This window comes from Mucilaginibacter phenanthrenivorans (assembly GCF_024721155.1).
Lineage (GTDB): Bacteria > Bacteroidota > Bacteroidia > Sphingobacteriales > Sphingobacteriaceae > Mucilaginibacter > Mucilaginibacter phenanthrenivorans.
The window spans coordinates 605844-620927 of sequence record NZ_JAHVAP010000003.1; the positions used below are offsets into that span (position 1 = coordinate 605844).

Genomic DNA, 15084 nt, shown 5'->3' on the forward strand with positions numbered 1-15084 from the left:
TTTCACCCATGTGTTATGCCCGGTTTTTTTTCAGCCTGCTGTTAGGATTGCAATTGCTTATCCTGCCGGCAAGTGCTGCAGAAAAACAATTACCCCAATACAAAAAGCTTTACCAGGAAGCCGAAAAACTTTCTAATCTGCCTTCACCTACCGACAACACCGACAAGCGAGCGTTAGAAGCGTATAATAAAGTCATCAGCCTGCTAACCGTAAATAATACCGATGCTCCTTTCCTGCTAAAAACATACATTGCCACCGGCGCTTTTTTACAGGCCCTTAACCGCAGCAATGAGGCGATCCCTTATTTTAAAAAAGCATTCCGGCTGAAAGAAAATACCCCGGGTATACCCGACTCAGCATTGTTTAAACCGCTGGTTTATTGCGGCAATAGCTTTTACCAGCAGGACCACCTGGATTCGGCAGAGAACCTGTACAATAAGGCACTTATCATTGCAGAAAAATACCCGCAGGTAAGCGAGGTGGAAAGATTATATAACACGCTGGGCGTGATCGCCTACTCCACGGGCAATTACAACAAAAGCGTTACCTATTATCAAAAGGCGCTTAACACGTTGCTGGCCAATAAACGAGTGGATAACGCTTTATTGGTGGCCTACAAAAGCAACCTGGCATCGGCATACCGTAAATTAAAAAGGTATGACGAGTCGCTGAAGCTTTATAAAGAAACATTGCCTTATAACTTTGAGACGGATAAATTGTACCACAACATCGGCGCAGTTTACCTGGCGATGGGGTTAAACGCAGATGCTATAAGCTGGTTAAAAAAGGTAAAATACCAGGATCAAAAAAAACTAAACGATTTGGGTAAAGCCTCCCTTGCGCAAAAAGATTACAGTAATGCGCTTGGTTACCTACGGCAGGCCATTGGCCTAAACGCCCGGTTAAACCAATCGCATCAAAATAGCGATCACGGCATTACTTTGAAATATATGGGGGATGTTTATGTGCGGCAATCCCAGCCGGCAAAAGCCATGGGTTATTACCAACTGGCCTTAACTAATTTACTCCCGGGGTTTAAACCGGTTGATATGTACACCAATCCATCCAATTTTAACACCGCTTTTAATGGCATAGAAATATTGGAGACCTTGTTGGCCAAAGCAAACGCGTTTGAGCAACTATACAACAAAAACAATAACATCAAAGATTTGGAAGCGGCCCTGCAGGCGTACCTTGCCTTTTATCGGCTGGCAGATCATATTCAGCGTTTTTATGAAACAGATGAATCGAGGATGCTGATAACTGACCGCAAGTATGCATCGCGGCAGCAGCCAATTGCCATCTGCCTCCGGTTATATTCCCTCACTAAAAATAGGCAATATATAACACAAGCCTTCGTGCTTGACGAAGAAAATAAGGCCAATACGCTATCGCTCTACCTTGAAGAATCGCAGCATAAGGCGATAAGTGGTGTACCTAATAAACTTTTAATGCAGGAAAAATCCCTGAAAGAAAGTATTACGCGTACGGCGTTACAAGCCTCGACCCAAACAGACAGCATTAAACTGACGAGCGCCCGGCGGAATCTTAACAATAATTCTATCCGGTTGATGGCTGTGCAACGAAAAATAAACAGCCTGGCTGGTAACGATGTCAGGAAAATTGCCGGCAAAGGGATAGATGCTGCAAAACTTCAAAAAACTATCCCTGGCGAAAGCGCTGTTTTATCGTATCACCTAACCAATAACAGCCTGCTGTGCTTCGTCATCACAAAAGATAAATTTGATTTTTTTACCAGGCCATTAAGTCCGGCTTTTTACGCGGAACTTAAGGACGTTTACAAAAAGGTGCAATATCGCACCGGCAATACCAGCCGGGCAATTCGCCTTCCTTTGCAGGATTTATACAGGCAACTAATAAAACCAGCGGACAATTTTATATCCGGTAAAACCGACCTTATGATCATTGCTGATGGCGAACTTAATTACCTGCCTTTTGAACTTTTATTAAACAACGAAGGGAAAAGCCTGCTTTACAACTACACGATAACTTATAACTATTCGTGTACTATTTTACAAAACAGCACAGAGACTGACAACAATTACACTACTAAACTGGGCATGGCCCCATTTAGTAATACGCCGCAATCCAGTACATGGGCCCGATTGCCATTTTCAAAAAACGAAGTAGAAGCATTGGGTGGAACTACTGTTTATGATATCAAGGCTACCAAACAATTATTTTTGAGTGCCGCATCTCATTACAATCTTATCCACTTAGCCACCCACGCGTATGCAAATGATAAAAATCCCGATCAATCATTCATTGCGTTTTACCCCGGTCTTCGCGATAGCGATATCAGCTATAAAATTTATCTACCGGAGATCTATAATTTAAAGTTGGATAAAACGCGGCTGGTGATATTAAGTGCCTGCGAAAGCGGTGCAGGAGAGCTGGTAAATGGCGAAGGAGTAATGAGCCTATCGAGAGCGTTTTCATATGCCGGCTGTAACAATATCATCACCAGCATGTGGAAAGCCGACGATGCCTCCACAGCCTATATTTCCATAAAACTACATCACTATTTGCAGGGTGGCTACAGCATTACCAAAGCGCTTCAACAAGCCCGGATAGATTACCTGGACGATGCAGCTATCGCGGGCATAAAAAAACAACCCGGATATTGGGCCCATTTGCGTGTTATCGGCGGCTTTCAAAAAACAAAGAGCAATAATTATCTATTGTTTTTTGTAATCAGCCTGACTGCTTTAGCTGTTATACTGATCATAAAAAACCGGGGACTTTTAAAAAATCCCCGGTCTAAAAAAAGCAATTAATAATCGTTTATTCTTAAACCCTAGTGATCTTCGCCGCTGTGGCCTTCTCCGCTGGTGTCGTTTCCGTTATCGTCAGAGCCATTGTGGCCGTGGTGCTCGCCTTCTACTTCGTGGCCGCCTATATTAACAGCATTTGCTTTGGCCTTGTTGAACAACGCAGCATTTGAGGTACTGCTGATTACTATAGTGCCTGATGTAAGTGTTGCTGCTTCAAGATCTGCGGCAGTAATTCCGCTGAAAATCTTGTTGAGGTGAAGCATAAAAGTTGTTTTCAGATCGGTGGTGGCATCAATAACTACACTCTTGATCTCTGTTTTGATCACCAGGTCGTCATTAACATCCAGTTCAACCGGCACAACTGTTCCGCCCGCTGTGGCGAACGAACCTTTAAGCTGTAACGGAATAGCTGCAGACGTGGATTTTGCCAGCACTAATTTTACTTCAATCTCGCTGTAAGTACCGGTATCAATTTTTACCGGCAAAAACGACGGATCGATGGCAAACAAGTTGATATTTTTTAAGCCCGTGCTTTCAATTTCAATCTTTGAGCCGGCCTTTTTTGCCTCAAACTGGAACTTGGAAACGTTTGCCGTACCGGCTGTCCAGTTGATGACCGAGGCAGAAGATGTTGTTGAGTTTATTGTTAACCCCGGTGCTGAGGCCAATGAAAAAGATGGGTTATCGGCTTTCAGTCCAAACGAGATTTTTGCGGGAGACGACGATGATGGCGATACGCCGCTATCTTTTTTGCAGCTAAATAAACTTGTTGCCAATGCTAATGCAACTATGGCGATTTTAATGTTTTGATTTTTCGAAGTTTTCATAATTTGTTTCTTTTAACATTAGTAGCCGCTACGCTATTGGATGTAACCATATTTTTTATTTTTTTTTTGGTTACTGTAAAAAAGATTTTAATTATGAGTTTATTTCCCCGACTTAAGCATCAACAGATCCACCTTTAATAGTGTAAAATAACTTACCCTGTCGTGATACAGGTGGTCTTTGTCCCCGTGGATCTTCTCCAAAATTGTCTTCGCTTTAGCCGGTTCATTATTTTGCAGGTAGCTTAATCCCAAATAATATTCCGCATCCTCTTTGTATGGACTTGTTGTGGAAGCGTTTACTACCGGCTCAAACGCCCTGACAGCTTTTGCAGGCTGGTTGAGGGCAAGGAATGAAGCCCCCGCCAGGAACTCATCTTTTGCTGCCGGCTGTGTTTCTTTCTCAAAAATACCTATCACATTGGGATAAGCTTTTTCGGCATAGGCTTTTTCAATTGCTGAAGTTTGTTCTGCGCCGCGCTCAATGCTTAAAGCATAAGGCTCTGAAGCCGATAATATATTTTTAGGCGATACAGACAAAAATTCGTACGTGCTTACGGCGATAATCATCACCAGCAATACGGCTGCAATACGCATGGTATACCGTAAAAACGGTATGATTTTAGACCCTCCGGGGGTATTTGCCCCGCCTCGCAGCTCACGCATCATAACTGCATGTTCCAGGGCTACCTGCTGCTTTAACCCATAATGCCGTACTGCCTTTTTTGCCAGTTCAAAGTTTTGCAATTCGGATTGCAGCGCCGGATTACTATTTACCAAAAGTTCAAAGTCTTTCAGCTCATCTCCGGTAAGTTCCCCGTCAATGTACCGGGTAATTTTCTCTGTTTGTTGCTCGCTACTGTCCATATTCTAACGCATTTTTAAACCGCTGTGCCAAACCGGGATTAGCGGCCAGCATTTGTTCCAAACTTTTCAAACACTTATACTTTTTATTCCGCAGCACCTGTTCATTTTCAAAATTCACCAGCTGCAAAATCTCCTTCATCGCTTTGTTCTCGTAATAAAAGCTGGTAAGGATTTGTTTACACACATCTCCCAGCTTTTCCAGTAACGACAGAACCAGCATTTTCGATTCCCGCTCCACCAAAAACTGGCTTACATCTTTCTCATCCACCCCGCTTTTTTTATCATAAACCTCTTCGCGCAACAGCGCCCTGTTCCGCCTTTTCAATTCATTTAGCCAGGTAAACCGGTTTAACGAATAAAGAAATGTGCCTATGCCTGCCTCCCCTCTGAATTTTTCCTTCCTCACGATCTCGATAAAATTCACAATAACCTCCTGGAAAATATCTTCTGCATCCTGCTCCGAACCACGGTTTAGCCTTACATAATTGCTTAAGGCCGGATAATGGCTTCTGTACAAAAACTGAATGGCCGAACTGCTGATGGTATCCCTTTTAAGTGTTTCGATTAGCTCCTGGTCAGAGAAATTCAACACAGTTTGTTTCATAAATCCGTTATTGGTAAATACTGAATGGGTGAATGTAACCAAAATAGGTTATTTTGATTAGGATAACAATAGTAAAGCCGCCAACGGACTTGACTTAGCACCGGTCCTTATCAACCCTTTATTAAGGAAAACGTTTTCTTGCCTCCGGTTATAATTGCTACCACAATCAAACCGGCAACTAATCCTAACATGAACTCCCTGACTATTGATGGCAGGTTTGGCAATAAATGATGTAAATATTCGATATTGTGAGCGAAGATCCCACCTGAAACCAAGACCAAAGCAATTGTTCCGACAACGCCTAACAGCTTAATAATAACAGGTAACGATTTAACCAGTAAAACACCCACGATTAAAAAAAAACCTTTGTTGCGAGAGCGCTTAATCAATTTATAGCCGGCATCATCCATCCTGACAATAATTGCAACTATGCCATAAACGCCTATTGTTGCCAGGAATGCAACAACCGAAACAGTTATTCCCTGTATCACCAGGCTCTTTCCTGTGACCGACCCCAGCGCAATAATTACGATCTCTATTGACAGAATGAAGTCGGTTGTAATAGCAGATTTAATCTTTGCTTTTTCGGCACCGGTGTCATTTTGTTCACTTTCTTTAATTACCTGGTGTGCCGCTTTTGAACGATGAAAAAGGTATTCAATTATTTTTTCAACTCCCTCATAAGCCAGGTAAAAACCGCCTAAAACCAGGGCGATTTTAACACCTAACGGGAAAAATACACTTAATAATAAAGCAATGGGTACAATAATAAGCTTATTAACCAATGAGCCTTTGGTGATGGACCACAGCACAGGCAATTCGCGCGACGATAAAAACCCGGTAGCTTTTTCTGCATTCACCGCCAAATCATCGCCCAATATGGCTGTTGTTTTAGTTGCCGCCACTTTAGTTGTAACTGCCACATCATCCATCAAAGCGCCGATATCATCCAAAATCGCAAAAAAACCTGATGCCATATTTATTTTTTGTTGCAGACTGTAAAATATAAATTAAACCTGGTTTTGTGTTATAATTTATATAATCTGGCAATTATTAAGTTAAACATAACGGTTATAAATAAAAAGCGCATTCGGATTTCATCTAAAAGATTTTAAAGCTATCAGAGGTTTTTAGACTAAAATCCGAACACTTTTATTGTTGATTTGCATTGTGAGACGAGTGGAGGAAGACAATTATGTTGCTTAAGAATATCGTTACAGTACCCTTCGTCAACAGCAAATATTAACGCGGTTTTATTTATATGCTATTGCCGCGCTTGATGGCCCTGCTAAAGGGAGCAGTGAGGTTGATTTAAACCCGACAATATTTGCCCACCTGTTAAAGTCGGCAAATGTGTAATCAAACCCTGTTCCTGTTTCAATAAGCATGTTCAAACTCATCATCATACCAAAAACGTTTTGCTTTCTTTCATCATCTATTATGCCTTCAATAGCCACAAATGCTCCGTTGACGGGGAGTGCGTCATAAGCTTTTCGCATTAATGCTATTTTATTTTCTTCGTTCCAATCATGCAGGATATTTCCCATTACCACAACGTCAGCATCAGGTATTGGCATAGTGAAGAAATCACCGCTTGCGGCTTTTACACGATCTGATAACCCGAATTGCTGTATGGTAGCGCTGGCAATGGGCTCAACCGGCGGCAGGTCAAAACTTGTACAATGCATTTGGGAGTTATGCTTCGCAACCATAAGTGAAAGCAACCCGGCCGAACCGCCTACATCAATTAACGTTTTGTATTTTGTAAAATCAAATTTTTGAGCAAAGGTCATAAAATTACCCATTTGGATGCCGCTCATTGCATTGGTAAATTCCTTTAATTTTTCAGGGTCACTGTATATCAGACCGAAAAAATCCTCACTCCTTTTTGCTTCGTTTTGCGGAAGCCCGGTAAGCAACCCCTCACCCAGGTTACCCCAAAATCCGTATAAACGATTGTTCATCATTTCAAGGATTCCTCCAATATATGATGGCTTGTTTTTATCTAAAAATATATCTGTGTCTGATGTGTTTGAATAAACAGCTGTATCTAAAATACCTTCACGCTTCAAAAACCCAAACACGGTTAAAGCATCTAAAAAATCATAAACATTCCTGTCTGTACATTTAAGTGCTAAAATGTCTTTGACATCTTTGGCCTGCATCGTTTTCTTTTCAGCAAGTTTGGTGAATAATTGAAAACTCACTGCGGTCAAAAGAATTTTTGAGGCCCAAAATCCGGTGCCAATTTTCATAATGTTTTCAGGCGATGGCTGGTTAGTTTGCTGTTCCATTTTTTTTGAATTAATTATCAGGTTTAATAAATTGGTTGTGCCTTCAGGGAAACGCTACAAGAGGCTGGTAATAATTGGGTTATCTAAAATACGGAGATTTAATTTGATATTTAACTAAAAAACCTCCAGATTTTCATCTAAAGGTTTCGATAATCTTGCTCGTTCAGTTGCCATGGACGGGGCGTGGGTTTGGCTTCTAATTGGCGAATTGGGCCGTTAGCTAAATTAGTTCAGGTATCTTTATCGCCTGTTCTGCATTTAATTAAAAATGACGGACAGAAAGCCGAAACGCCCGTGAAAATATCCACAGGCGTTTCGTCTTAAAAAGAGTCCGCTAGAATTTCGCTATGAAAAGACCTGCCGGACTAAAATAAATTAGCATAAGAGTCAGTAGCAACGACAACGAGCTTTTAATTCGTTTTTGGTTGTGCCTCTTTTTCCTTCTTTAATTTTGCCTGCTCTAACCAATAACAATGAGCGGCACAAGCATGAAGCTTGTAATTTTTGTGAACATATCCCAAACTATGACCTTTGGGGTCTAAAATTTCGCACTTGTCTGCGTCGGCATTTTTTAGCTGAAGTACAACTTCTCCATCTATATTATAGTAATCCCCATTCTTTTTAGCCTTTCCAAGTTTTGTGCCGTCGGCACTGGTTACATTCCCATCCTTATCAACAAAATATAGTTTTTGCCCCTTATTGTTCCGGACAATCCCGTTCTTGTCAATATACCCAAGTTTTGTACCACCGTGGTTGTACATCCCTCCTTTGGCGTTAATAAAAACTTTGTGAGCCGAATCCAACGTGGTTTGCCCTAGTGCGCCGGTAACAACACCTGTCGTAAGCGTTAGTACCATTAATAATAATAAATGCAGTTTTTTCATGATCAATTTTTTTGTGGGAGTAAATATTACTTATCACAAAAATCCAACAACCTACTTTATATTTCCCTGATCATCAACATGCTAAGAAGTGATCGTTATCACTTCTTAGCACGGCAGGCCCATTTCACCGCATGACAAATTACCAAAAAAATATTTTGCGCCAATGAGCCACAACCCGGCATATTATTTATGCTTCTTAATGGCACCCAATCATTCGATTTTGGGAATCAATTTATTCTGGACGGGCTGGGTTGATATTCTTTTCGGGAAGAAAGGATAATTTATTGATATAAATTGCGAAATATTGGAACCGGGCTGGTTGCGCTGGTTTAGATCGCAGCATTAATCACGAGGAAAAAAAGCAAAATTCCAAAAAAAACTATCACTGCAAAAGCTAAAATATTTATAGCCATTCCAAAAGTGCGCTTAATGTATGCCTTCATTTTACTGTCATTTAATTATAGTTAAGAAAAATTGAGTTTAAAAATACCGTGTATTGCTAATCCAATCCTACCTATTAAGGGCCTATTTTTAACTTTATAAGACATTTCAATCTATAAAGGATTATGCTTGTACCAAATAGCCCCTCCCTTTATCCTTCCAGGAATGAGCACATCCGCTATATAACAAGGCCGCAGATCAATATGAACATAACGACCGGTATCAACTATCGTGTAAATGCCAGGCAGTTTTTTACGCAGACAAATAAATTAGGGTCATAAAACCGGTTTTCAAGGTAATTTTCGAGACTAACGTATTCAACCTTTTCCTGGGATTTATCCCGGTAAATTGTCATGAAGTATATAAAAGGAATTTGATTAGCAAATAGTTTGCTGAACAACGATAAAAAAACGTCGTAACAACTTAATCCCTCCAGGTTTAATTCACATATTACCAAATTCGGCAGTTTTTCGTTAGCAAGTTGAATGGCTTTATCGCCATTGTCTGCTTTAATGACATCATATCCCTCAAGTGTCAAACGCTCAGAAATATTTTCTCTTATCACTTTATCCTCTTCTACAACCAATATGCTTTTCCTCATGGCGCACTAATTTAGATCAACAAACGTTTGTGAAATTAAGCTTTGCAGGCTGAAATTAACAACCTATAGAAGACCCTTTTTTACCTATAGAAGACACTGATAAACAAATACTTAAAAAGTAAAATTCACAAGCCATTGCAAGCTTGGGTATCCTAAGAGGTTGAAGACTTCGAAATATGGAAATAATCGGTAATGTCCTGTAATATGCCTGATATCTTTTCGCATTTCCCGTTATACATTTCAGGATAACCAATTACTCTAACTCTTTTTAAATTGCCTTTAGCTGTAATTATTTCGGCTTCAAAATCAAACTCATCTCCATCTTCCAGGGCGTTTTTTAACATTTTTTTGGCCCGGTTACGACTATCCCCTTCCTTATAAAAATTTAAAGCGAGGTTAACTCCCGGGTCAAAACTATCAGGCACTTCAAGAATTTCCTTTAAAACTTTGCTCCAGATGCCGGTATTAACTTTGAAATTTTTTTTCCATACACCAATCCTTGCCAGCTCACTAGTTTTATTTAGTATAATCGAGATTTTCTTATTCTCATCCTCCTTATTTTTTAATTCGGTAATATTTTCAGCGAGAACTATTAATCCTCCTACTTCCTTATTCCGTTGATACCATGGGCGAACATCCCACTTCATCCAGGCATGTGTCCCATCTTCCATTACTATAAAATCTTCTCTGTTGCTTTTAATATTATCAGCCAGGCACCATTTAAGCATTTCGTCGTATTTCGACTCAAATCCCGGAAGCAAATCATAAGCATGTTGCCCTATAAGATTCTTCTCACGCAGATCAAATTCCGTTATCCACTTTTGCGATATTGCTAAAAAGCGCAATTCGTTATCAAGCATAGCAATTGCCATTGGACATTGCTCAATGAAGGTGCGGTACCTTTCGTCATTCTCCTTTTGAATTTCAAGAATTTTATTTTTTTCAGCGTTCTCTTTGACAAATTTTTTGTAGCAAGCAGAAAAATTCGAAGGGTTAGAAAAATTAAGCATTAAGGCCATCTGGCTTTTGTTACACTTTTTTTTTGTAAAGTAGTTGTGGGCAAGCTCCATTTGAAGATTTCGGAAATAGGCAAAAACCGTCAAATCAAATTCTTCTTTAAAATCCCGTTTAAGCTTCGATTCAGAAACGAAATGCATTTTTGCAAGTCGCGTTATTCCCGGAAAACCAGTTAAAAGTGATGCCTTCAAGGTTTCCAATACACCATCTAAAAATTTGTTTTGTACCCGTAGGAAGTCTTCGGGTTCGTCCGATTGTGAGTTACGATTACTTTGATTTCCGCTGTGCAATGGACTAATATCGGCGACATGAACATAAAAACCGACTACTGTACCACCGTTATAATCAGGAAAATAGCTTGCTCTTGAATTTCTGATCTCACCAGATGGAAGCGTTATGGTACGATTAAAGACCTGCGTTTTTCCTTTTAACGCCGCATCAATGTAAACCAAATTTTTTTCATATAACGGACCCAATAATTGCCGGATATTCATTTTATCTATCATTTCTTCGGGTGAAACCCCAAACCAGGTTTTATAAGCGTTGTTAGCAAACTTGCAAACCAGGTTTCTGTCCCAATAGGCCAACATTGCATTCGTATGTTCTGCCACATCGAATCCCATTTCAATGAGGTTTTTATGTATATATTCAGACATTCACAATTAATTTAAGGCAACGAATTTCTTTTGAATGTAGCTAATGCTGGTTTTAAAAAAAATGACCCGCGTCATTATTTGGCGATTGCGGATTAGGCGAAAACGGTTTAAATAATTAGCAATCAAAGTATTTGAAACGGCCTAAAGAGATACCTGAAACAAGCTTTGTTTAGAGATGCTGCTGGATTTCAGTGGCCTGTAGCCCGAAGGTAGAAATTATTGGTTAGAGCCTCGATAGCTGCTTTTAACAGGCATTGTTGTTCTTCCAATTGGCCGATGATGGCTGCATCGTTATCGGGCAGCCCCACGCTCAATATTTGATCATGCCATCTACCGATCGTTTCCTGTACCTGGTTTAGGTACGCTGTATCCAGACTGATGGCAACCACTGTCCGGACCGCCTGATAATTGTACAACAGCACTTTGATCCGCTTGCGGCATGTATGCAGATACTCAGCTGATGGCTGTGCCGCCAGGTCGCGTGCTATTTGCCGCAGCTGGCTTTCGTAAAATAGGCGGATCTGTTTATTTCTGATGGATTTCAATTTTGTTTTAAGCTCGTGGCGCACTTTTTTGATGTCCTTCAAATGTTTATCGACCAATAAGCGGAAGCTTTGGGCGGCTTTATCAGCCGGCTGGCGTCGCTGCGTCAACTCCCCGGCGATATACACATTTCGCAACTCGCCGGCCTGTTTAAAAACTTTTTTGACCGGCTTAAAACAGGGGACAAGTTTTGCATGATGGCTCGTTTGATCCGACAAAATCAACAAGGCTTGCAATTTTTTGACCTGTACCCGGAACTTGTGCAGGTCCTCCTGCTCCCCTATCTTCAAATAAGATTTGAGGCAACTTTTCATCCCTTTCCACTCGCGGTCAAAATACTTAACGGCTGTCTTCTTTTTCATATTGCTGGAGGGTTCCGGGCAGGTCAATACCCTTGCCTAAAAGGGCTTGAACACTCGCCGGTATCCCTAAGCCCCGAGCGATTTGCCCCTTCATCAACTTTGTTAGTTTGATCTCTCATCGCCATCATGTTTACCGGTGGGCGATGAATACCGGCAAGTTATTAATTTTGATTACCATTTCAGCCGTGCTTGCTTTAAAAAGACTGGATAGCCAGTTCCGTCCGAACGCGCCCATCACCAGGCATGCGTTAATCTGGCGCAGCGTATAATCAAACAGTTCATCCTCCGGTTTTCCGTGCAGGTCCTTAAAATTGATCCGGCTGTAATGTTCCTTCAGGTATTCATACAATTTTTCCTTTTGCCCTTCGCTGAATGCCGCGTCTTTGTCGGCCTGTAGTACTGTAATTTCAGCGTCCTTCAGTTCAGGAAATAAATACGTGAATTGCTTGATCGCAAATACAGATGAAGCGTTCCCATCATAGGCAAATAGGATCTTGTCAATCGGTTTAGATTGGTAAGAAGCGACAATCACGGGGCATTCAGCCTTAGTCAACAGCTCTTTTACCAAACCGGCAGGCTTATCCAAAGGCGAGGATGCGAATACCATTGGTCCGGTAATAATAATATCCGCATACCGGCTTTCGGCGATCAATTCTTCCGCTGGGATGCCCTGATCGCGGTGGACCCGACAGGCGATGCCTTGCGCTTCGCACACAGTTTTAAATGTCCGGATACTTTCCGTGCTGGCCCGGTTCTTAAATTCTGTTTCAGGCAGATCGCGGTTATCGATTGTTTCCACAAAGACGCTGCCATACGCGAATTTTACGCCGGGTGTAAGTTCGGCAGGAAGATTCTCCAGAAAAATACCTGTTAGCCCGGACCGGCTGAGCCGGGCAAGATAACAGCCGAATGCAATGCTTTGCTGGTCCGGTTTTTCTGCTTCTATCGCAATCATTAACTTTTTCATAGAATTTATGTTTAAAAAGAAGCTCCCGCAAACTGTATTCGCGAAAGCTTCCCCATTTTGTGAGTTGGTTTTAGTCAGGGGTTTAAATAAATTCCCCGTTTTCGTTAAGTTTTACCTTCATACGCTTGTCGCCATTCTCTAACAGAAGCTTTTAAATGGATCAAAACGCAAATTCCGGTTCCTCAATGGCCAGGTTGTTTTCCACCTGGTAAACACCAGGCGCTGCCCAGGCCACGTCCTCAGCGTCTTCGCTTTCGGCGAATGAGCGCACGGTACCTGTCAAAATGACTTTGTTGCCGATCGTGCTCACGTTTACCCTGCCGGCATCAACAGTAGCGTTCCTGCGGAACGCAGCCGTGATCTTTTGTTCAAGTTCAAATGGATTCAGTTTTGGTTTGATGGAGATCAGGTTAACCACCGAACGTACACCGGAAAGATTTTGGATGGCCGTCCTGGCGTTCGCCCGCTGGTATTCCCATTGCAGTTCGCCTTCCAGGGTTACAATTCCGTCTTCCACCTTTATTTTTATTTTTTCTTCTGGCACGGCTGAATGCCATTTAAGGGCATTAAACACCGCTTCTGCGATTTCGGCATCTGTTTTACGATAAGCGGGTGACACACCGATCTGGATGTCTTCGGTTATCGCCTTAACACCGGATACTTTTTTCGCCGCTCTTTCGGCGCTTAATTTTTTGGGGAAAGAATCAACAATTCCTGAAAGGGTTACAATACCGTTTTTTACGGCAACCCCGATCTCGGATGAATTCAGAAATGGCTGCCATTTCAGTTCGTCCATCACGTCTTTTTGGATTTGAATGTCTGTTTTCATAACCTATCTTTTAAGATGTAATTAATTACAGGCAAAGTACCGTGCTATAAGCAAATTATACCATGATAGCGGTCAGTCGCTTTTCTGATACTCATCACTATTGTTCTCGGCCAGGCCGCGGGAGGTCAAGCGCAGGTCCATTTCCTTTTTATCAGAGCTGCGGCCCCAAAAAAGGTTAACAATAAAAGACTGTTCTTCATGGCGAAAAATGATATTGCTTTCCGTACTGATTGGGACATACATTGGCTTAATATGCTTAAGATCAGTTATTTGCGTGTCGATCATCATTCTTCAACCCAGCGCCCATGTTAACTTTGAAGGTATCAAATTCAGGATTATGCTTAACAGGAATAACTCGAGTCCTTCTGTCGGCGGCAGGCGTCCGCTGGAAACGGAATACCCCCTGTGCGAAAAAGACGAACAAGCCCGCGGGATAGAACATATGAAAAAAATGCAAAAGGAAGCACTTAAATTATGGCGGGCATTAAAAAAGAAAAGCAAATGAAAAAGCTACTTGTACTCACTGATTTTACAGCAAATGCGGCCCATGCCGCCATTGCTGCTGTTCGTCTTTGCGGAAAATTAAACACCGATTTACTGTTATATCATACGGTTCAATACATTCCGGTTGTCCCTGATTATAACGCTGGTTCTTATGTAACAGTAACGGCAGGTATACTTTTCAAAGACACTGAAGAAAACTTGAGCAGGGAGGCGGCATCGCTCAGATCACTGGAACAGAATTTCCCTGGTTACCAACCGCGAATCAGCTATGTAAATGGCGAGGGGGACTTGAGTGAAAATATTAAAGCGCTTTCCGGTCAGCAGGATATTCGGCTAGTGGTTATGGGCGGCAGATCCGGCGGAGCGCTGGATCACTTGATTACCGGCAGCGACACCGCTGCTGTAATCAGGAAAGCAAGGAAACCGGTGCTGATTATCCCGGAGAAAGTGGAGCTTACCGAGCTAAAAAAAGTTGTTTTTGCCACAGATTTTGGCGTCGCCGATATTTCCGCGGTAAACTACTTGCTGGAGATAGCGCCGCCGCTCGGTTTTAAACTGGAGGTCGTGCATGTTGTTCGGCCCGGCGAAGTGGTTACTGAAATTCAGCCGGAGGTCGCTTTTCGGAAATATCTTAACCACCTGGATAGCTACCAGATAACTTACAGGCAACTATCTGGCGACCGGATCAGTCAACGGCTGCAGGATTACTGCCACGAAACCGGTGCCTGTTTGCTCGCGATGACGCCTGGCCATCATGATTTTATTTTTCGGGTATTTGGTCATAGTGAAACAAAGGAGACCATTGCTCAACACGGCTTAGCAGTTTTAATCTTTCCACCTGACTTTGAAAAAAATAATTCTTTATCTAGTTGACCACAGAAACAATTATAGTTTTT

15 protein-coding genes are annotated in these 15084 nt (G+C 41.8%); 3 read left to right on the forward strand and 12 right to left on the reverse strand.

The genetic code is table 11. The features are described from left to right. Positions 1-8: 8 nt before the first annotated feature. Entirely contained in the window at positions 9-2798 is a 2790-nt protein-coding gene (locus KXD93_RS09065) for a CHAT domain-containing protein (protein ID WP_258136710.1), read from the forward strand. Positions 2799-2818: 20 nt separating this feature from the next. Here the strand turns inward: KXD93_RS09065 and KXD93_RS09070 are convergent, their stop codons facing one another. From KXD93_RS09070 to KXD93_RS09125, 12 genes are all read right to left on the reverse strand, one after another. Next, positions 2819-3622, reverse strand: coding sequence for a hypothetical protein (locus KXD93_RS09070; RefSeq protein ID WP_258136711.1), 804 nt, complete (start codon positions 3620-3622; stop codon positions 2819-2821). 99 nt (positions 3623-3721) lie between these two features. Beyond that, the gene (locus KXD93_RS09075) at positions 3722-4486 is read right to left on the reverse strand and encodes a tetratricopeptide repeat protein (protein WP_258136712.1); all 765 of its coding nucleotides are present in this window, start codon (positions 4484-4486) and stop codon (positions 3722-3724) included. Next, the gene (locus tag KXD93_RS09080) at positions 4476-5090 is read right to left on the reverse strand and encodes an RNA polymerase sigma factor (protein WP_258136713.1); all 615 of its coding nucleotides are present in this window, start codon (positions 5088-5090) and stop codon (positions 4476-4478) included. Before KXD93_RS09080 ends, KXD93_RS09075 begins: the two co-directional genes overlap by 11 nt. Positions 5091-5200: 110 nt before the next feature. Beyond that, positions 5201-6067: a DUF808 family protein gene (locus tag KXD93_RS09085; RefSeq protein WP_258136714.1), complete on the reverse strand. Its 867-nt coding sequence runs from the start codon at positions 6065-6067 to the stop codon at positions 5201-5203. 276 nt (positions 6068-6343) lie between these two features. Beyond that, positions 6344-7384 (reverse strand): methyltransferase, encoded by a 1041-nt coding sequence (locus KXD93_RS09090; protein WP_258136715.1) that lies wholly within the window; start codon positions 7382-7384, stop codon positions 6344-6346. Positions 7385-7794: 410 nt separating this feature from the next. Next, on the reverse strand, positions 7795-8268 hold the full coding sequence (locus KXD93_RS09095; RefSeq protein ID WP_258136716.1) for a 5-fold beta-flower protein: 474 nt from the start codon (positions 8266-8268) through the stop codon (positions 7795-7797). A 667-nt stretch (positions 8269-8935) separates the two neighbouring features. Further along, on the reverse strand, positions 8936-9310 hold the full coding sequence (locus tag KXD93_RS09100) for a response regulator (protein WP_258136717.1): 375 nt from the start codon (positions 9308-9310) through the stop codon (positions 8936-8938). A 152-nt stretch (positions 9311-9462) separates the two neighbouring features. Further along, complete coding sequence (locus KXD93_RS09105) at positions 9463-10983, reverse strand: PAS domain S-box protein (protein WP_258136719.1); 1521 nt, start codon at positions 10981-10983, stop codon at positions 9463-9465. A gap of 188 nt (positions 10984-11171) precedes the next feature. After that, positions 11172-11888, reverse strand: a complete 717-nt coding sequence (locus KXD93_RS09110) for a CHAD domain-containing protein (protein ID WP_258136720.1) — start codon at positions 11886-11888, stop codon at positions 11172-11174. 130 nt (positions 11889-12018) lie between these two features. Further along, entirely contained in the window at positions 12019-12855 is an 837-nt protein-coding gene (locus KXD93_RS09115; protein ID WP_258136722.1) for a putative universal stress family protein, read from the reverse strand. Between the two features lie 160 nt (positions 12856-13015). Then, on the reverse strand, positions 13016-13684 hold the full coding sequence (locus KXD93_RS09120; protein WP_258136723.1) for a BON domain-containing protein: 669 nt from the start codon (positions 13682-13684) through the stop codon (positions 13016-13018). A 72-nt stretch (positions 13685-13756) separates the two neighbouring features. Then, positions 13757-13927 carry a hypothetical protein gene (locus KXD93_RS09125; protein WP_258136724.1) on the reverse strand — a complete coding sequence of 57 codons (171 nt, stop codon included), beginning with the start codon at positions 13925-13927 and terminating at the stop codon, positions 13757-13759. Between the two features lie 94 nt (positions 13928-14021). On the opposite strand from KXD93_RS09125, the gene KXD93_RS09130 reads away from it, so the two are divergent. Together KXD93_RS09130 and KXD93_RS09135 are read left to right on the forward strand one after the other, a co-directional pair. Continuing rightward, complete coding sequence (locus KXD93_RS09130; protein WP_258136725.1) at positions 14022-14189, forward strand: hypothetical protein; 168 nt, start codon at positions 14022-14024, stop codon at positions 14187-14189. Further along, the gene (locus KXD93_RS09135) at positions 14186-15061 is read left to right on the forward strand and encodes a universal stress protein (protein ID WP_258136727.1); all 876 of its coding nucleotides are present in this window, start codon (positions 14186-14188) and stop codon (positions 15059-15061) included. The genes KXD93_RS09130 and KXD93_RS09135 overlap by 4 nt, the downstream gene beginning before the upstream one ends. Positions 15062-15084 lie beyond the last annotated feature (23 nt).